General features: G+C 70.5%; 14 protein-coding genes. 8 read left to right on the plus strand and 6 right to left on the minus strand.

The genetic code is table 11. From position 1 onward, the window contains the following. Positions 1-169: 169 nt before the first annotated feature. The 4 genes from NH287_RS06905 to NH287_RS06920 form a co-directional block, all read right to left on the minus strand. Entirely contained in the window at positions 170-568 is a 399-nt protein-coding gene (locus tag NH287_RS06905) for a hypothetical protein (protein ID WP_253034988.1), read from the minus strand. 2 nt (positions 569-570) lie between these two features. Next, positions 571-1,023, minus strand: coding sequence for an adenylyltransferase/cytidyltransferase family protein (locus NH287_RS06910; protein ID WP_253034989.1), 453 nt, complete (start codon positions 1,021-1,023; stop codon positions 571-573). 95 nt (positions 1,024-1,118) lie between these two features. Continuing rightward, positions 1,119-2,057, minus strand: a complete 939-nt coding sequence (locus tag NH287_RS06915) for a glycosyltransferase (protein ID WP_253034990.1) — start codon at positions 2,055-2,057, stop codon at positions 1,119-1,121. Continuing rightward, positions 2,054-3,079, minus strand: a complete 1,026-nt coding sequence (locus NH287_RS06920; RefSeq protein ID WP_253034991.1) for a glycosyltransferase — start codon at positions 3,077-3,079, stop codon at positions 2,054-2,056. Before NH287_RS06920 ends, NH287_RS06915 begins: the two co-directional genes overlap by 4 nt. A gap of 82 nt (positions 3,080-3,161) precedes the next feature. Here NH287_RS06920 and NH287_RS06925 point away from each other — a divergent pair, with 82 nt between their 5' ends. Together NH287_RS06925 and NH287_RS06930 are read left to right on the plus strand one after the other, a co-directional pair. Beyond that, complete coding sequence (locus NH287_RS06925; RefSeq protein ID WP_253034992.1) at positions 3,162-3,932, plus strand: CDP-alcohol phosphatidyltransferase family protein; 771 nt, start codon at positions 3,162-3,164, stop codon at positions 3,930-3,932. Further along, complete coding sequence (locus NH287_RS06930) at positions 3,929-4,837, plus strand: glycosyltransferase family 2 protein (protein WP_253034993.1); 909 nt, start codon at positions 3,929-3,931, stop codon at positions 4,835-4,837. Before NH287_RS06925 ends, NH287_RS06930 begins: the two co-directional genes overlap by 4 nt. Here the strand turns inward: NH287_RS06930 and NH287_RS06935 are convergent. Further along, complete coding sequence (locus NH287_RS06935; protein ID WP_253034994.1) at positions 4,834-5,886, minus strand: glycosyltransferase; 1,053 nt, start codon at positions 5,884-5,886, stop codon at positions 4,834-4,836. The two genes, NH287_RS06930 and NH287_RS06935, sit on opposite strands and share 4 nt — an antisense overlap. A 233-nt stretch (positions 5,887-6,119) precedes the next feature. On the opposite strand from NH287_RS06935, the gene NH287_RS06940 reads away from it, so the two are divergent. The 6 genes from NH287_RS06940 (at position 6,120) to NH287_RS06965 (ending at position 16,985) form a co-directional block, all read left to right on the plus strand. After that, the gene (locus NH287_RS06940; RefSeq protein ID WP_253034995.1) at positions 6,120-6,668 is read left to right on the plus strand and encodes a hypothetical protein; all 549 of its coding nucleotides are present in this window, start codon (positions 6,120-6,122) and stop codon (positions 6,666-6,668) included. Then, a complete protein-coding gene (locus NH287_RS06945; protein ID WP_253034996.1) occupies positions 6,668-12,079 on the plus strand; it encodes a PKD domain-containing protein in 5,412 nt (1,803 codons plus the stop codon). Before NH287_RS06940 ends, NH287_RS06945 begins: the two co-directional genes overlap by 1 nt. 73 nt (positions 12,080-12,152) lie before the next feature. Then, positions 12,153-13,454, plus strand: coding sequence for a hypothetical protein (locus NH287_RS06950; RefSeq protein ID WP_253034997.1), 1,302 nt, complete (start codon positions 12,153-12,155; stop codon positions 13,452-13,454). Between the two features lie 40 nt (positions 13,455-13,494). Continuing rightward, positions 13,495-15,288 carry an ABC transporter ATP-binding protein gene (locus NH287_RS06955; RefSeq protein ID WP_253034998.1) on the plus strand — a complete coding sequence of 598 codons (1,794 nt, stop codon included), beginning with the start codon at positions 13,495-13,497 and terminating at the stop codon, positions 15,286-15,288. 3 nt (positions 15,289-15,291) lie between these two features. Next, positions 15,292-16,326, plus strand: a complete 1,035-nt coding sequence (locus NH287_RS06960; RefSeq protein ID WP_253034999.1) for a hypothetical protein — start codon at positions 15,292-15,294, stop codon at positions 16,324-16,326. Next, positions 16,323-16,985 (plus strand): hypothetical protein, encoded by a 663-nt coding sequence (locus tag NH287_RS06965; RefSeq protein ID WP_253035000.1) that lies wholly within the window; start codon positions 16,323-16,325, stop codon positions 16,983-16,985. Before NH287_RS06960 ends, NH287_RS06965 begins: the two co-directional genes overlap by 4 nt. A 53-nt stretch (positions 16,986-17,038) precedes the next feature. On the opposite strand, the gene NH287_RS06970 is transcribed toward NH287_RS06965, so the two are convergent. Beyond that, positions 17,039-18,457: a polysaccharide biosynthesis tyrosine autokinase gene (locus NH287_RS06970; RefSeq protein WP_253035001.1), complete on the minus strand. Its 1,419-nt coding sequence runs from the start codon at positions 18,455-18,457 to the stop codon at positions 17,039-17,041. Between the last annotated feature and the right edge of the window lie 113 nt (positions 18,458-18,570).

The raw sequence follows: 18,570 nt of genomic DNA on the forward strand, positions 1-18,570 counted from the left end.
GCCGCACCGGCCGTCGCGCCACCGGGGGCGGGTCGCTCACCGTCGGCTCGGTCGTGCGCCAGAACGGCGCCGGCCGCCGCGGCGGTCGCTGACCCGCAGGATTTAGGCCGAGAGCCGCATCCCCTCCACCGGGGTGCGGCTCTCGTCGTCCGTTCGGGTCGGACGTCTCTCAGCCCGCGGCATCCGTCGGCGGCTGGATCACGACGCCGGTGACGTCGATCGTCCGACCGGCGATGGCGGAGATGCGGAACACCGTCGCCTGGCGCGGTGTCGACACGTCGAGCGGCAGGATGACGACCTCGACGCGATGGTCACCGACGGTCAGGATGCCGTGACCGGGCGCATCGACGAACAGCGAGTACGTGCGCGCCCGCATCGGCGGACCGCCGTCCACGGGGGTGCCGGGCTCGGGGGAGCGCGGGAAGATCCGCCGCACGGTCGGCTGCGGCCGGCCCGGGATCTGCCCGCTCTTCATCCGGAGCGGGAACAGAGCGATGACCTGTCCGACGAAGAGCTCGATGATGTCGTCGGGCCCCGTCGAGGATGCAGCGTCGTCAGACGCTGCCACGCTCACGCCGACTCGGAACGGACGAGCTCGCGATCGGAAGAGGCGACCTCGAGCGCACGACGCAGCTGCGTGCTCGAGGTGTGGACGGTGTACGGGAAGTAGACGACCTCGACGCCGACCTCCGCGAACTCGCGCTCGAGGCGGTCGCCCTTCTCGGTGCCGCGCCAGTCGTCACCCTTGAAGAAGTGAGTGAACCCGACCTCCCGCCACACGTCGAGCTTGTTCGGTACCGTCTCGATGTGGACGTGGTCGACGAAGCGGATGCCGCGCACGATGTCGGCGCGCTCCGACGTCGGGATGAACGGATCGACACCCTTCACCTGGTGCAGCATCTCGTCGCTGACCACCCCGGCGATGAGCAGATCGCAGTTGTCCCTGGCATGCCGAAGGATGTTCAGGTGTCCCACGTGGAACAGGTCGAACGCCCCCGCGGCGTAACCGATACGCACAGTCATCGCAAGCTCCCCAGCAAGCAGACAGATCGAGCCCCAACTCGAACCGGGCCCCCAAAGCCCGATGGGGGGAGACTACACCACGGCGACGTGGGGCGTCACGACTCGTTCCGCGGCCGGTACTCGAGGTAACGGAATCCCGCGCCGCCCGCGGCCATCCCCGCCCCGCGGGCGATGAGCCGTGCACCGCGGGCGCGGTGCGAGACCGATCGGGAGACGGCGCCGACGAGCCATCGGCCGGCGCCCGCCAGCGCTCGGGCGGTGCCGACGAGGACCCACCGGACGCGGCGGGTCAGGCGGCGAGCGGCGCCGCCCGTCAGGACGATGTCACCGCGGGCGGTCGTCGTGCCCACGCGGAAGGCTCGCCGCAGGACCCACGACGCCGTCGCACGCTCGTCGGGGACGTGATCGATGACGAGGGCGTCCGGTGCCGCGAGGATCCGCGCGCCGCGACGGTGGAGCGCGGACGTGAAGTGGATGTCCTCACCGCCCGTACGACCGAAGCCCTCATCGAAGCGGATGCCGGTGGCCCGGAGGATCGCGCAGCTGATCAGGAGGTTGTTGGTCGGAGCCACCGGCATCCGCTCACCATCGGCGAACCGCACGCGCCGGAAGAACCCGCCCGCCGTGATCCACTCGGACGGCGTGGAGTCGAAGGTCGATTCCACGCGGCCCGACACCAGGTCCGCCTCGCCCGCCGCCCACGGTGCGACGAGGGTCCGCAGCCAGCCCGGCTCGGGGACCTCGTCGTCGTCGATGAAGACGAGGGCGTCCGCGCCGCGGGAGAGGGCCTCGTCGATCGCACGGTTGCGGACGGCGGCGAGCCCGGGACGCGGCTCGGGCACGTACGCCGCCTTCGCGGCATCCGCGACACCGGCCGCGCTGCCCTCGGGGTCGTTGTCGATGACGAGGACCTCGACGCGCAGGGGCGCCACGTCGTCGCGGTGACCGCCGAGCGCCGCGAGCAGCCTGCCGAGGCGCTCGGGCCGCCGGTAGGACGGCACCGCGATCAGGACGAACGACGCCGTCCCGCTCACGCTCCGCTCCGCCGGGAGCGGATGGCGCGGAGGTAGGCCTCGCGATGACGGATGCCGACGAGTGACCAGCCGCGATCGTCGAGGTCCGGCCCGGTTGCGGGCGGTGTCGCCGCGGTCTGCGCGAACTCCTCGAGGTCGCCGGCGGTGAGGTCGCCGTCGAACATCGAGACCCAGCCCGGCCCGACCTCGTCGGCGAGCGCCGTGTTGACCTCGTTGCGCGGGACGAGCACGGGGCGGCCGAGCGAGAGCGCCGCGAGCGCCGTTCCCGAGTTATGCATGAACCGGTACGGCAGGACGATGCCGACGGTCGACATGACCGCGCGCGCGAAGTCCTCCTCGGACAGGTAGCGGAGGTCGAGCGAGATCCGGTCGTCGGCGGATGCCAGCGTGCGGATCTCGTCGGCGAGCTCGCGGTTCGACGGGTTGCCGGAGATCCGGAGCCTCCAGTCGGCGAGCCCCGCCGCGGTCGCGCGGAAGGCGGCGATGAGCGATTCGACGCCCTTGTACCGGCGGACCAGCCCTACGAACCCGAGCATGCGCGGCTCCGCCGGAACGGGATCGACGTCGGCGAACCAGTCGCGGTAGTGCCCGTGGGGGATGACGACGGACGGGACGCCCGCGCGCACCGGCGTGGACTCGTTGAGACGGATGTGGAAGTCCGCGCGGCGGTCGACCCAGCGCAGCAACAGACGCTCCCATCGCGAGTCGACGTCGGGCAACTCCACGTTGTGGAGCGTGCGGACGATCGCCACCCGCGTGAGGCGCAGGCGTGCGATCAGCACGGTTCCGAAGAGCCGCCGGACCAATCGCTTGAGCGGGGTCGCGCCGCCGAAGAGCGTCTCGGGCCAGTGGAAGTGCAGGGCGTCGTAGCGGCCGAACAGGGCCGTCCGCCGGTCGAAGCGCAGGTGCTCCAGCCCGGGGTCGGCGGCCAGGGCGGCGTCCAGCATGTGGACGTACGGGTTGGATGTGGGCCGGGGGGCGCCGAAGGACTGCATCACGCGCGGGCGGTCACCGGTCGACATAGCCGACAGTCTGGCAGGTTGACGCATCCCTTATGCTCAGACCGGGGACGATGCATCTAGTCGGGGGACGGAGCATACAGCGATGAGCGCATTCGGGGACTCGTACGGTCGGCTGGCCGCGGCGCAGAAGGGCCACGCACGGGGCGCGCCGGCGTACTCGGTGTACATCAACCGGCGCATCGGCAGGGCCCTGGCCGCCGCCGCGCACCAGTGGGGGATCACTCCCGACGGTGCGACCGGCATCAGCGCGCTGCACACCTTCGGCGCGCTCGTCCTGCTGGTGGTCGCGCCCGCGCAGTGGTGGACCGGATGCCTCGTCGCGGCGCTCCTGGTCCTCGGCTACGCGTGGGATTCGGCCGACGGTCAGCTCGCCCGTCTGCGCGGCGGGGGCAGCCTCGCCGGGGAGTGGCTCGACCACTTCGTGGACGCCTTCAAGACGGCATCCCTCCACCTGTGCGTCCTCGTCGCGCTGTGGTGGCACACCGACGCACGCGACACCCTGTGGCTCGTGGTGCCACTGGCCTACTGCGTCGTGGCGGTCGTGACCTTCTTCGGGATGCTGCTCAACGACCTGCTCAAAGGCAAGAAGGGCGTCCCGTCGACGCACGCCCGCGGCGGCGGCACGGCGCTGCGCTCGCTCGTCCTCGTGCCGACCGACTTCGGTCTGCTGTGCCTCGTGTTCGTGCTGTGGGGTGCCCCGCCGCTCTTCCTGGCCGCCTACACGCTGCTGCTCGTCGCGAACGCGGTCTTCCTCGCCGCGGCCGCCGTGAAGTGGCACCGCGAGATCCGCGCGCTCGACGTCGCGACCCCCGACGAGCCCGCCGTTCCGGCCGCTGGGGCTCCGGCGCCGTGACACCCCGCGCGGCGGTGGTGATCGTGAACTACGGCGCCAGCGCGATCCTCGAGCCGAACGCCGCGACGGTGCAGCCGCCCGGGGACGGATTCGTCGTCGTGGTCGACTGCTTCAGTTCGACGGACGAACGCGCGCGCATCGACGTGGCCTGCCGGCGCCACGGCTGGGTACCGGTGCTGCTCGAACGCAACGCCGGGTTCGGCGGCGGGACGAACGCCGGTGCGGCTCTCGCGCTCGAACGCGGCGCCGAGGTCGTCGTCGCGCTCAACCCCGACGCCACGATCGACCGCGAGAGCCTGGCGCAACTCGTGCAGGCGGCCGCCGACGACCGGCTCGCGCTCGTCTCGCCGACGATCCTCGACGGAGGGGGCGGCGTGTGGTTCGGCGGCAGCGACCTCTACCTCGACGACGGGTCGATCGCCGGCGCCCGGCGCCGCGCCGAACGGGCCGGAAGGCCCCGCCACGAGTGGGCGACCGGCGCCTGCTTCGCGATGTCCGCGGAGCTCTGGTCGCGGGTCGGCGGATTCGACGAGGAGTACTTCCTGTACTGGGAGGACGTCGACCTCTCGCGGCGTGTGCTGGATCTCGGCGGTTCGTTGCGCACCCTCCCCGTCACCGCGGTCCACGACGAGGGCCAGACCCACCTCGACGCCGTGCGGGGACGTGCGAAGTCGGAGACGTACTACTACTTCAACATCCGGAACCGACTCCTCTACGCCGCCAAGCACGGCGACGCGGAGACGGTCCGGAGGTGGTCGCGGGCGACCCTCCGGGTGTCGTGGCTGATCCTGATGCAGGGCGGACGGGCGCAGCTGCGCTCCATCCGTCCATGGCGCGCCCTCGCACGCGGCATCCGCGACGGACGACGCGCCCTCGCCGGCGCACCCGCGAAGGGCCGCGGCTAGCGGCTGCGGGCCGCGTCGCGCAGGCGCTCGACGGCCGACCGCCACGTGTGTCGGGCGACGACCGCGTCGCGGGCCGCGGCATCCGCTCGTCCCCCCCAGGCGCCGTCGATCGCGGCCGCGACGTCCCCGGCGGTCGCCGTCGGCGACACGAAGCGGGCGTAGGTGCCGACGGTCTCGCGGAAGACGGGGATGTCGCTGACGAGGAGCGGCGCACCGAACCACGCCGCCTCCACGGCGGGAAGCCCGAACCCCTCGTCGAGGCTCAGATTGATCGCCAGGGCCGCGTGCGTGTAGAGCCAGGCGACCTCATCGTCGTCGAGGGAGCCGAGGAACACGACGCGTCCCTCGGCGACGGCTGTGCGGAGCCCCTCGGGCAGTTCCGTGCTCACCCCGGAGTGGGCGGAGCCGCCGACGATGTACAGCGGCGTCCGCGGCGTGACCGAGGCGGCGAGACGGGCGCCGTCGATGACCGCGGCGAGGTTCTTGCGGACGTTCAACCGCCCGACCGTGACGGCGAACTCCGCGCCCTCCGGGACGGCGCGCGGGCGGCGCGGAGCGGCATCCGTCAGAGCCGTGGGCACCCCCAGCCCCACCGCGATCGGCGCGAGGCGCGGCGCGAGGCGCGCGATCCGGCGGGCCTCGGTCTCGGTCGACGTCGACACCACCGCGGCGCGGCGGGCCCACGGCAGCATGGGGGCGAAGTACAGCCGCTCGCGGCGCGAGAACCACTCGGGGTTGTCGTGGAACATCGCGTCGTGGACGAACACGACGGAGCGTCCCGACCGGGGAGCGTAGTTGTGCACGACGCTCACGTCGGCGCGGGCGGCGCGGGACAGCCGCAGGAGCTCCCAGCGGTTCGAGACGGCGTGCGGCCAGAGCCTCGTGCGCACGACCTCGGCCCCCGCGGGGACGTCCGAGGCGTCGGCATCCCGTCGCAGCGCGAGGACGAGCTCGTCGCCGGGGAACACCTCGGCCCAGGTGCGGATGAACTCCCGCTGCACGGTCCGGTTCGCCCCGGGTCCCCGGCTCCACCAGAACGCATCGAACATGACTCGCATCGTCGCCCCCCGGGGTCATCATACGAGGCCGCCGCGGAGCGCCCGCGAAGATCGCACTTGCGCTGAAGAGCGGGGGGACGTATGTTGTGCACGATCCTGCTGGGGGCGGGATCTCTCGTTGGGGAACGAGAAACGACTTTGGGGGTCGGATCCGCGTGGGGACGATTGATGCTGGGCGTGGCATACGCCGGCTGCGATGGGGGACGCTTATCGCGCTCTCGGGGATGGTGCTGCTCGCCGGCTGCAGCGCCGTAGAGGCGGCGGTACGGCCGATCGCCGTACAGGAGTCGGAGAGTCCTTCTCCCACGCCGATCGACCCGGATGCGCCGGCACCGACGCCGTCCGTCGAGGCGGATGCGCCGACGAAGGCTCCCGCCGCCGAGGTCGAGACCGGCCCGATCGACGAGCCGATCGAACTGTCGACGGGTCTGGTGATCGAACTGGACTCGGTCTCGGCCACCTCTGTGACGGCGGCGACCCCGGGCGAGGTGTCCGGCCCCGCTGTGGTCGTGAAGCTCACCGCGCGCAACGACTCGCGCGAGACGGCCGACCTCGACTCCGCGGTCGTCACCCTCACCGCCGCCGACGGCGAGTACGGCATCGGCACCACCGCCGGGCCCAACACACCTCTCGCCGGCGACCTCGAGCCGGGCGACTCCGCCTCCGGTTCGTATGTCTTCATGCTCGACCCGGCGGCGGATCGCTCCGTGACCGTGAGCGTCAACTACTCGGCCGGGGAGCCCGTCGCCGAATTCTCGGGAAAGACGGACTGATGATCCACAACGCAACGACTCGGAAGCCGTCGAAGCTGACGCGCGCCGTGAGCATCCTCGCGGCTGCGGTGCTGATCGGTACCGGGATGCTGGCAGTGTCGCCGGCCGCCCACGCCGCGGAACCCCTCTCGCCCGACCCGGCTCCGCTCCTGCAGCGCGACGCCGACGTCGCCACCGCCGACGCGCTCCCGACGGTGCAGATCGACGACGGTTACGTGTGGGCGCAGACGATGGTCGGCAACACGGTCTACGCCGCGGGTTCGTTCACGAACGCCCGGGCACCGCTCGCCGCTCCCGGCACGAGCCTGACGCCGCGGTCCAACATCCTCGCCTACGACATCACCACGGGCGCCTTGAAGCCGTTCGCCCCGCAGGTCAACGGTGTCATCAAGGCCATCACCGCCTCGCCCGACGGCAGCCGGATCTACATCGGCGGGTCCTTCAACTCCGTCAACGGCTCGACCCGCTTCAACTTCGCCGCCCTCGACGCCACGACAGGCGCTCTCGTGCCCGGATTCGCTCCGTCGGTCGGCGGGACCGGCGTCTACGCCGTCGCCGCGACGGGCAGCACCGTCTACGTCGGCGGCCGCTTCACGCAGGGCAACGGCGTCGCGCGCGCCAACCTCGCCGCCTTCAGCGCGAGCAACGGCGCATTGATGTCCTGGGCGCCCACCACCGACCTCCAGGTCGACGCGATGGTCATGGAGCCGGGCAACCAGAAAGTGATCATCGGCGGTCGCTTCTACACCGTCAACGGCGTCGGTGGCGAGCAGCGCGGCATCGGCGCGCTCGACCCCGCGACGGGTGCGACCGTACCCTGGGCCGTGACGTCTGTCATCAAGAACGGGTGGGCTGAGGGCGGCAACGCCGGGAAGAGCGGCATCTTCACGCTCGCCACGGATGCTGGTGGTGTCTACGGCACCGGCTGGACCTACGCTGACGTGGCCACCGGCAACATCGAAGGCACCTTCGCGGTTGACGCCGGCGCGGGAAACCTCCGCTGGCTCGCGGACTGCCACGGTGACCACTACGGTGTCTGGTCGACGGGCAAGGTCGTCTACTCGACGAGCCACACCCACGAGTGCGACACGGTGGGCCTCTGGCCCGAGCAGCCCAAGCGGCAGTACCGCTACATCGAGGCCTACACCGCCGATGCCCGCGGCACGCTGCCTCGGACACCGAGCGAGAGCTCGATCTACAAGAACTGGGCGGGAACGCCGTCCCCGTCCGCGTACGCCTGGTACCCCGACTTCACCGTGGGCAGCACCTCCGGGCTCGGGCAGGCGGGCCTCTCGATCACGGGAACCGGCGACTACATCTCCGTCGCCGGTGAGTTCGGCAGCGTCAACAACCAGCGGTACCAGGGCATCGTGCGCTTCTCGACGAAGCCGTCGACGGGCGCCAAGCAGGGTCCGCGCATCGCGACTGCGAGCTGGACGCCGAGCGCGCGATCGATCGCGGCTGGCGAGGCCCGCGTGCAGATCCAGGCGAACTGGGACCGCGACGACATGAACCTCACCTACGAGCTCCGCCGCAGCGGACGCTCCACCCCCGTCGCGACGACCACCGTCGCCTCGACGTGGTGGCAGCGACCGGGCATCGTGATGAAGGACACCGACGTCGTCGCCGGGCAGACCTACACCTACACGGTGGTGGCTCGCGACGGCAACGGCAACACCGTCCAGAGCTCTCCCGCGACCGTCACGATCACGTCCGCATCCGCGTCGGCGTACGCCACGACGGTCATCGAGGACAGCGCGACCCACTACTGGCCCCTGGGCGAGGACTCCGGCACCGCCGGCTTCGACTGGGCCGGGAGCGACGACCTCACCGTGAACGGCGCGACGCGCGGCGTCACGGGACAGAACCAGGCCACGCCCACGAAGGCGACGCAGTTCGCCGGCGGGGACAGCTCCTTCGCCTCGACCGCCACGTCCGAGGCGGGCCCGAACACCTTCTCCGTGGAGGCTTGGTTCAAGACCACCAGCACGTCCGGCGGCAAGATCGTCGGATTCGGGAACAACGCCGGCGGGACCTCCGGCAGCTACGACCGGCACGTCTACCTCAGCAACGATGGTCGGTTGACGTTCGGCGTGTACCCGAACAGCGTCCAGACGCTCGAGAGCGGGCCCGGCTACAACGACGGCGCCTGGCACCACGTGGTGGCCAGCCTGTCGCCCGCCGGGATGCGGCTCTACGTCGATGGCGCCCTCGTCGGCGGCCGATCGGACATCACGTCCGCGCAGGGGTACAACGGCTACTGGAAGGTCGGTGGCGACAACACCGGCGGGTGGCCCAACCGTGGCAGCAGCAACTACCTGTCGGGCACCATCGCCGACGTCGCGGTCTACCCGACGGCGCTGAGCCTCGACGCCGTGGCTCGCCACTACGCCGCGAGCGGCCGCGGGACGACGCCCGCTGCGGCACCGTCCGACACGTACGGCAAGTCCGTCTACGCGCTCAACCCGTCGGTCTACTGGCGCCTCGATGAGACGTCCGGTTCCGCCGCGGCGGATTCGAGCGGTGCGGGTTACATCTACCCGGGTACTTACTTCGGTGGGGTGACCAAGGGAGCTCCGAGCGCGCTCGCCACCGGCGCGGGCTCCTCGATCACGCTGAGCCCCAACGGGCAGACCGGCGTCACGGGCGACAAGCAGGTCTTCAACCCGACCACGTACTCGATGGAGACGTGGTTCAAGACGACGAGCACCGACGGTGGCAAGCTGATCGGCTTCGGCAGCAGCCGCACGGGCGAAAGCGGAAGTTACGACCGCCACGTCTACATGAGCGGTGACGGAGCGATCAAGTTCGGCGTGTGGAACGGATGGGCCGGCATCATCCAGAGCGGTCCGGGGTTCAACGACGGCGAGTGGCACCACGTCGTGGCCACGCAGTCGTCCGCCGGTATGCGTCTCTACCTGGACGGCCAGCTGGTCGACCAGAACGACATCGCGACTGCCCAGAATTACAGCGGATACTGGCGCATCGGTGGCGACTCGGGCTGGGAGGGTGCGACCTACTGGACGGGTTCGCTCGACGAGGCCGCCGTGTACCCGACCGCGCTCACTGCGGCCCAGGTGTCGGACCACTTCATCATCGGGTCGGGGCAGCAGCCGCCGAACGCGGCACCGCGCGATCTGGACATCGCTGCTGAGGCGAGCGGCCTGAGCGTCGACGTCACCGGCACCGCCACCGACCCCGACGGCGACACGCTCAGCTACGAGTGGGACTTCGGTGACGACGCCACCGCGACCGGGGCGACCGCCTCGCACCGCTACGCAGCGGCCGGGACCTACGCCGTCACGCTGACGGTGACCGACGGTCGCGGTGGCTCGACGGAGCACACGGAGAACGTGACCGTGACCCACGCGGCACCCGTGGCGGCGTTCACCTCCGAGACCGACGAGCGCACGGTGACGACGGATGCCGCGGGTTCGTCGGCCTCCGACGACGCCACCCTGTCCTACGACTGGAACTGGGGGGACGGCTCGGCCCACTCGAGCGGCGCCACGGCGACGCACGAGTACGAGGAGGACGGCGAGTACACCGTCACACTCACGGTGACCGACAGCCTCGGATCCACGTCCACCGTGGACAAGACGGTCACCGTCGCATCCACGCCCGCGCCAGCGTACGCCGCGGCGGATGCCTTCGGTCGCACGGTGGCGTCCGGATGGGGCACCGCTGACACCGGGGGCGCGTGGACCTTCGCCAGCAGCTCGACCTCGGGCGCATCGGTGCAGGACGGCAAGGGTCAGCTGACGATCGCGGCCGGTCAGACGCGGACGCTCGCCCTGGGAGCCGCCCTGCGCGACTCCGAGAGCCGGGTCGGCTACACGCTGACGAACGGTCCCTCGACGGCGGGCTACGTGGGGCTGGGTGCACGACGAAACGGGTCGAACTTCTACAACGTGCGCGTCTGGCACCGCGACACGGGAGCCGTCTGGCTCGTCGCGCAGCGGGGCAGCACCGTCATCACCTCCAAGGCGGTGAGCGGGCTCACATGGGCCGCCGGCGACTCCTTCTCGCTCCGCGTCGACGTCACGGGTGCCAGCCCGACGTCCATCAAGGCGAAGGTGTGGAAGCAGGGCACGACGGAGCCGACGGCCTGGCAGCTCGAGACGACGGATTCGACGGCGGGGCTGCAGGCGGCCGGTGGGCCGATCCTGCACTACGCGACGGCCGGTTCCGCGACGGCACCGGGCACGGTCCGCTTCGACGACCTCGCGGTGCGCGACACGCAGGCCGCCCCCGCTCCGAACCAGGCGCCTGTGGCGAGCTTCACGTCCTCGACATCCGGCCTCGCCGCCTCAGTGGACGGGTCGGCGTCGACGGACGCGGACGGGTCGATCGCCTCGTACTCCTGGAGTTGGGGAGACGGCTCGCCGGCGTCGAGCGGGGCGACAGCGTCGCACACCTACGCGTCGGCGGGCGACAAGCAGGTCACCCTGACCGTCACCGACGACGACGGCGCCACGCACGCCGTGACCAAGACCGTGACCGTGACGGCACCCGCACCGAACCAGGCGCCCGTCGCGAGCTTCACGACCGCGGCATCCGACCTCACCCTGTCGGTGAACGGCTCGGGATCGACGGATGCCGACGGGTCGATCGCGTCGTACTCGTGGAAGTGGGGCGACTCGTCGCAGGATTCGACGGGCGCGACCGCATCGCACACCTACGCCGCCGCGGGTGACTACGAGGTGACCCTCACGGTCACCGACGACAAGGGCGCGACGCACTCCGCGAAGAAGACCGTGACCGTCACCGCTGCGGCGCCCGCCGACGTCCTCGCCCGCGATGCGTTCGAGCGCACCGCGACAGGCGGTTGGGGCACGGCCGACGTCGGTGGCGCATGGACGATCAGCGGCGGGTCGGCATCCGCGGCGAGTGTCAGCGGCGGGACGGGGCGATTCGCGCTCGCCGCGGGTGGCACGCGGACAGCGCTGCTCACGCAGACGCCGCTGCGGAACTTCACCGCGTCGACCGATTTCACGATCGACGTCGCCTCGTCCACCGGTTCCGGCTATGTCGGCATCGTCCCGCGCAACTCCGGCAGCAGCTACTACGTCGTGAATGCCTGGCTCCGTACGGACGGCAGGGTCTACCTCGTCGCCCAGCGCGGCTCGACCGTGCTGCAGACGATCAGCGCAACGGGCCTGACGTACGCCGCCGGCGACAGCTTCTCGATGAAGGTGGAGTCCACCGGAGCGAGTGGCACGACGGAACTTCGCGCGAAGCTGTGGAGGAAGGGCGCCACCGAGCCGTCGGCATGGCAGCTCGTCACCAGTGACACGACGAGCGATCTGCAGGCTGCAGCCGCGGTGGGTCTGCGCGCCAACCGTGCGTCGTCCTCGACGAGCGCGATGACCGTGTCCTTCGACGACTTCCGGGTCGCGCCGATCGAATGACGATGATGTCGGCCCGCCGGCATGCACCGACGCATGCCGCGGGCCGACCCGCGCTGAGGGGAGGTGGATGCGGATGACGGACGGTCTGATGATGATGGCCGCGCTCACCGCTCTCCTCGCGGCGGGTATCGCGGCCATGTTCCTTGCTCGGGCGCCGCGGCTGAGCCTCGCGATCTGGGTCGTCGCGGTCTTCTTCCTCCCGATCTGGGTCGGTGTGAACCTCGGGTTCTTCCTGTCCGCGGTCACCCTCTTGACGCTCGGGTTCGTCGTCCTGCACAGCGGGCGGTTCCGACTCGCCGCCCCGGATGCGCTCATGCTGCTCTTCGTCGGTGTGATCGTCCTGCTGTTCGCGGCGAAACAGGTCGACCTGTCCTACCTCGTGTCGGGCGTCCTCGAACTCGTCCTCCCGTACTTCTGGGGACGCATCATCTACGAACGCATCGGATCCCGGCCGATCGCGGGTTGGATCGCCGGTGCCGCCGTCGCCGTCGGCGTCCTCGCCGTGATCGAGTTCCTGACCGGGTCCAACCTCTTCATCGGTATCCCCGGTCACGGACCGCTCCAGGCGACCTGGGGAACCCTGCAGCCGCGAGCCGGCTTCCTGCGAGCGGAGGGAGCCTTCGGACACTCCATCGCACTGGGTGGGGCGCTGGCCATGTCGGCCGCGTTCGTCCTGGCCACCCGCATGTCGACGTGGGTCAAGGCCGTCGGGCTCGTCGTCATCGGTGTCGCCGTCGTCTTCACGTTCAGCCGGATCGGGATCATCACCTTCGTCCTGACGGTCGTCCTCTCGATCCTCGTGCTCCGCGGCGTCGGAACCTCGATCCGATGGGTGACGGCGGGTCTGCTGGCCGTCGGCTTGTTCATCCTCGTCCCGTTCCTCGACACCGTGTTCCTCGACGCCGGGAGCGAAGCGGGGGGCAGCGCGGACTACCGCGGCAGCCTGACCGTCCTGCTCAGCCAGGTCCAGTTGATCGGCGGCGCATCCGGCTGGGAGGACCTCGTCGTCGGCGACACCTACCTCGGTTCGTTCACCGCGTCGACGGACAACGCGTTCATCTCACTGCTGCTGCGCTACGGATATCTTCCGACCGCGGCACTGTTCACGGTCTACCTCGGCGCAGTGGTGGTCGCCCTGCGGGCCGGGCGCATGTCGCCGGCATCCGTGGCCATCATCGCGCAACTGCCCGGACTGTTCGCCGTCGCGTTCATCACGCAGTACGGCATCCTGCTCTGGTTCATCGTCGGCGTCGCGGTCTCGAGCGCGCTACGGCCGGAGCCCGAAAGCACGATGGCGGCCGCGGCGGAGCACCCGCGCACGGACGTCATGATCATCGACGGAGCCGGTCACGGCACGTCATCAAGGGGGAGATGAGTTGTCACTACGACGAGAAGGAAAGTCGCGGCGATCCGCATTGACGACGCTGAAGGCGTCGGTGGCGGCGTGGCGCCGGGTCGGGCCGTTCTTCACGAGGTCCCGGGGCAAGATCGTCCTCATCGCCGTCGCCTCAGTGGCGGCCGGGCTCTTCGAAGCGGCGCTGCTCACGCTGATCGCGGCGCTCGCACTCGCGCTCGCCGAGAGTCGCGACGTCCAGGTGGATCTCGTCGGGCTCCAGGTCTCGCTGAACCTGCCGCTCGCCCTGGGGCTCGGCATCCTCCTCGCACTCCTGCGGGGTGCTCTGCAACTGTGGGTCGCCTACCTCCCCGCCGTCATGAGCGGGCAGGCGATGGTGGACCTGCGCACGCGACTCTTCGACGCATTCGTGGGTGCGGCCTGGCCGTCGAAGTCCGCGGAGCGCGACGGCGGCTTCCAGTCGGTCATGCTGAACCAGGTCCGGGCGACGTCCGAGACGATCATCCTCATCGCGGGGGTCATCTCCTCCGGACTGATGTTCCTCAGCCTGCTCGCGTCGGCGGTCGTCATGAGCCCGCCCGCGGCTGCGGTGATCACCGTGGTGTCGTTGGCGCTTTTCGCGGTGCTGCGCCCGCTCTCGCGTTCGTTGCGACGGGCTTCCACGGTCCTCAGCTCCGAGAACATCGAGTACGCGAAGACCACGCAGGAGGTCGCCGCCCTCGCCGAGGAGACCGAGGTCTTCGGTGCGACCCCCGCCTATCGTGAGCGCTTCTACGCGCAGCTGCGGGCCGTGCAGCAGCCGTTCCAGCGCGTGCGCTACCTCTCCGGCGCCGTCCCCGCTCTCTACCAGAGCGTCGCGCTGCTCGTCCTCGTGATCGCGCTCGGCGTCGTCGCCCTCCTCGGCGCCGGCAACATCGCGACCCTCGGCGCCGTCGTCCTGATCCTGATCCGCGCCGTCACCTACGGCCAGCGGGTGCAGGGGGCGATCACCTCGGTCGACGAGAAGCTGCCCTTCGTCCACCACCTCGCCGACGCGATCGAGCGGTACGAATCACAGCCCCAGAGCACCGGTCACGAGGCGGCCGATCACATCGGCGACCTCACGATGAGCGGCGTGGGATTCGGCTACGACCGGGGTGCCGAGGTCCTCCACGACGTGTCGTTCTCGGTGAAGATGGGCGAGATCGTCGGCATCGTGGGTCCGTCGGGCGCGGGCAAGTCCACGCTCGTCCAGCTGCTGCTGCGCCTGCGGGAGCCGGCCTCCGGTACCTACTCGGTAAACGGTAAGCCCGCGGCCGACATCGATCGGGCCGACTGGCGTCGGATGGTGACGTACGTCCCGCAGTCCCCGCAGCTGTTCTACGGATCGGTGAGGGAGAACATCCGGTTCTTCCGCGACGACATCGACGACGCGGCTGTCGAGGATGCCGCCCGGCGCGCGCACATCCATGAGGACATCCTGCGGCTTCCCGACGGCTACGACACGATCGTCGGAGCGCGCGCATCGCTGGTTTCCGGTGGCCAGCGCCAGCGCATCTGCCTCGCTCGGGCGCTCGCGGCGCGTCCTGCCGTCATGATCCTCGACGAGCCGACGAGTGCGCTCGACGTCAAGTCGGAGGAATCCGTTCAGGCGACCCTGCACGACCTCGCGGGCGACGCCGTCGTCTTCCTCGTGGCGCACCGGTTGTCGACGTTGGCGATCTGCGACCGCGTGATGGTCGTCGCGGACGGCACGATCGCCGGTTTCGACTCGGCCGAGAACCTCCGTCACGACAACCATTACTTCAAGGAGGTCAGCGAGATCTCCGGGAGGGCCGCCTCGCAGGGCGGCCCCCGTCGACCGGCATTGGGCTGACCCGTGGACGACCTTTCGGTGGGAAGCGGCCGCCAACGCGTGCGCGCCGTCTGTCGAGACCTCGCGCCGGGACTCTGGGTGAAGGCCGGCCCGCTCATGTGGCGTCGCGTCGGCGCGGCCCCGGTGCCCGGGCATGCTTCGTCGACCAAGGGCACCGGGTCGATGCGGACGCCGGCCCACCCGCTCGCGTGGCTGAGCGATCTGCGTCACGCCTTCGTGGTCCTCGGCCGCGGCGGAACGGCGGATGCCGCGATCGCCGCCCACGACGGCGGGACGGTCCTCTTCGACACGGCCGCACACCACGTCATCCGTCGGTACGGCACCGGACCCGTGAGCGAGGAGTACGTGCGGATGCGGACCGCCTTCACCGCCCACGTCGGTGCTCCCGCCTTCGCCGTCGGCGACCACGGTGCGTACGTCATCGAGGATCTGATCGCCGGCGAGCACCTCCTCGACGTCCCTTCTGCCGCGCGCATCGACGCCGTTCGGCAGCTGATCACCGACTACGCGGGGTTGACGGCGCACGCGGCGGTGGATGGTGCCGGCCTGCGACAGCTGCTCGCTCACGTCGCAGACGACCTCTTCGAGGACGCGCCGTTCCGCGAGAGGTGGGATGCGCCGCACATCGGCGACCTGCTCGATCGGATGTCGTGGGTGCCCAGTGCGTACGAGGCGACGGCGAAGAACCTCATGGTCGGACGCGACGGTGGCCCCGTTCCCATCGATCTGGGGGATCTGCAGCTGCAGCCCTTCTTCGCCTATCCGATCGGAGTGCTGATCTCCGCCGGCCCCGATGCCCTGGGCGCCTACCGCGATGGCGGGTTCGACGACGTGTTGACGGCATTGTGGGCGGCAGCCGGACAGGAATGGACCGGCGATACCCGGCAACGCGATGCCGTCCTCGTCGCCCGCGCCGCGTTCGGCGCGGCCCGGGACCACGACAACGGTGTCGCAGGCGGTGTCCGATCCCTCTTCGCCGATCGGCTGGCGGCGATCGACCCCTGGCTGAGCGCCAGCCGTACCGGAGGATTCGTATGACTGACGGTGTTCTCTTCCTCTGCCACGCGAATGTCTGTCGTTCACGGTTGATGGAGCACGAGTTCCGTGCCGCGGAGCGTGCCACCGGTTCGGAGCGATGGTCCGCCGTCAGCGCGGGTGTCGCAGCGGTGGCAGGTCGCCCGGTGTGCGACGACGTGCGAGCGATCATCTCGCCGGCAGGTGGCGACGATGCGCCGCTCGCCGTCGACCGCGGCGCCGTGCTGCTCGACCGTGACCTGCTCCAGAGCGCGAGCCTCGTGATCACCGCGACCCGGGCCGAGCGCGCTGACGTGGCCCTCCTCATCCCCGCAATGCGTTCCCGCACGTTCACGCTGCGCGAGGCGGTCGTCCTCGCGCAGCTCGAACCGGTGATCGCACCCGCCGGTCGGGGTCGCGACGGCGACGATCTCCTCACAGCCTTCGCCGAATCGCTCGATCAGCGTCGAGGCAGTGTCCGTTCGGAAGACCGGAGGAGCCGCGTCCGGTGGTTCCACCGACGCGACCACTCCGATGACCTCGACATCCCCGACGCGCACCACCGTCGTCCGCGGGATCACCGTCGGGTGCTGCAGACCGTGCAGACCGAGACCACCGCGCTCCACGAGCACCTGCGCGCCTTCGCGGGACGCTCCGAGCGCCGCGGCGCCCGCGCCCGCTGATCGTCTCCGCACCGCCGGCCGACCCCGCCGTGCGACCGGCTCCGAGGCCGGGTTCACACCTGCGTCGGCGTGGTTCCGATGTCCGAGGGCTCGTCGGCGGCGGGCCGGACGCGGGTCACCGGGCCGTAGTAGTCGCCCGCCCGCTTGTCGTGGCGGGCTCGGTTCAGGATGCTCCCGAGCACTCGCGCGCCCGCGCCCTCGAGCAGCTTGATCGACTTCGCCGCGTTCGGTCGACGGGTCTTGGTCGCGTCGACGACGAACAGCACACCGTCGACCGACGGGGCGAGCAGGCTCGCGTCGGCGACGTTGAGGATGGGCGGAGCGTCGACGACGACGAAGTCGTAGCGCTCCGCCGACTCCTCGAGCAGGTCCGCCATCGCCTGCGAGGCGAGGATCTCCGCGGGGTTCGGGGGAGTGCCGCCGGAGGGGAGCACGTCGAGCGTCGAGGAGCGGAAGGGGTATCGCGCCGTGTCGAAGTCGTGCATCTTGAGGAGGACCGAGGTGAGGCCGACGGCATCCTCGATACCGAAGAAGACGTGCACCTGCGGCCGCCGCAGGTCGGCATCGATCAGCAGGACGCGGTGGTTGAGGTCGGCGAGAGTCAGCGCCAGGTTGACGGCGACGGTCGACTTGCCCTCGCCGGGGGAGCCCGACGTGACGAGCAGGGTGGAGACCCGTGATCCCACATTCGCGTAGGTGAGGGCGGAGCGGAGGCGTCGGAACTCCTCCGCGGATCGTCCCATCGGCTCCTGGGCGATGCCGGCGGCCCGGCGCGCCAGGAGCGGCGCGCGGGTGATGACTCCCAGCACCGGGGTGCCGCTCACCCGCGCCAGGATGTCCTCGTTCCGCACCCGGGTGTCGGCGGCGCTGAAGATCAACGCCGCGGCGGTGCCGATGATGGCACCGAGGAGCAGACCGAGCAGAGCATCCCGGGGTTTGTTCGGCGACGACTGGGATGCCGGCACCACCGCCTGGTCGATCGTCTCCGCGGTGATGGTCGGCGCCCCCTCCGCCCCCTTCGGGGAGATCTCGAGGACGACATCTGCGAGCTCGGCGGCGACGGCGTTCGCGAGTGACGCCGCCCGGTCGGCGTTGGTCGTCGTGGAGGTGATGCGGAGGATGACGGTGTCCTGCGGGATCGCGACATCGATCGACCGCGCCAGTTCGCGGGGGGTCGTGTCGATACCGAGCTCTTCGATGACCGGCTCGAGCACCCGCGAGGTGGTGGCCAGCTGTGCGATCGAGAGCATCTGGTTCTGGGTGTAGGCCGACCCCTGATTGAGGTCCGACGCGCTCGCCCCCTGGTTGAGCGCGAAGTACAGCGAGGCCGTCGACTGATAACGCGGTGTCTCGAGTGCGGACAGGCCGTAGGCCACGCCGCCTCCGAGGAGGGCGCACAGCGCCACACCCCACCAGAATTTGCGCAGCGCGCTCAACAGCCAATGCCCCGACCAAGGCGTGGATTCCGCCATGGGTCCCCCTCCCCAAGGACTCCCATTCTAGGGGGGTGAGGGCGTCCACCGACAGGGTTCCGAGGTTCGGGGCGGGAGGCGCAGCGTACTCGTTCGGTCCACCTGTGCGCATG

This window comes from Microbacterium sp. CnD16-F (assembly GCF_024124465.1).
Classification (GTDB): Bacteria; Actinomycetota; Actinomycetes; order Actinomycetales; family Microbacteriaceae; genus Microbacterium; species Microbacterium gawkjiense.

Excerpts from the sequence above, each read along its gene's own strand:
- NH287_RS06970 (WP_253035001.1), bottom strand. The coding sequence starts at position 18,457 with ATGGCGGAATCCACGCCTTGGTCGGGGCATTGGCTGTTGAGCGCGCTG.
- NH287_RS06950 (WP_253034997.1), top strand. The coding sequence starts at position 12,153 with ATGACGGACGGTCTGATGATGATGGCCGCGCTCACCGCTCTCCTCGCG.
- NH287_RS06910 (WP_253034989.1), bottom strand. The coding sequence starts at position 1,023 with ATGACTGTGCGTATCGGTTACGCCGCGGGGGCGTTCGACCTGTTCCAC.
- NH287_RS06935 (WP_253034994.1), bottom strand. The coding sequence starts at position 5,886 with ATGTTCGATGCGTTCTGGTGGAGCCGGGGACCCGGGGCGAACCGGACC.
- NH287_RS06925 (WP_253034992.1), top strand. The coding sequence starts at position 3,162 with ATGAGCGCATTCGGGGACTCGTACGGTCGGCTGGCCGCGGCGCAGAAG.
- NH287_RS06945 (WP_253034996.1), top strand. The coding sequence starts at position 6,668 with ATGATCCACAACGCAACGACTCGGAAGCCGTCGAAGCTGACGCGCGCC.
- NH287_RS06940 (WP_253034995.1), top strand. The coding sequence starts at position 6,120 with ATGGTGCTGCTCGCCGGCTGCAGCGCCGTAGAGGCGGCGGTACGGCCG.
- NH287_RS06965 (WP_253035000.1), top strand. The coding sequence starts at position 16,323 with ATGACTGACGGTGTTCTCTTCCTCTGCCACGCGAATGTCTGTCGTTCA.
- NH287_RS06920 (WP_253034991.1), bottom strand. The coding sequence starts at position 3,079 with ATGTCGACCGGTGACCGCCCGCGCGTGATGCAGTCCTTCGGCGCCCCC.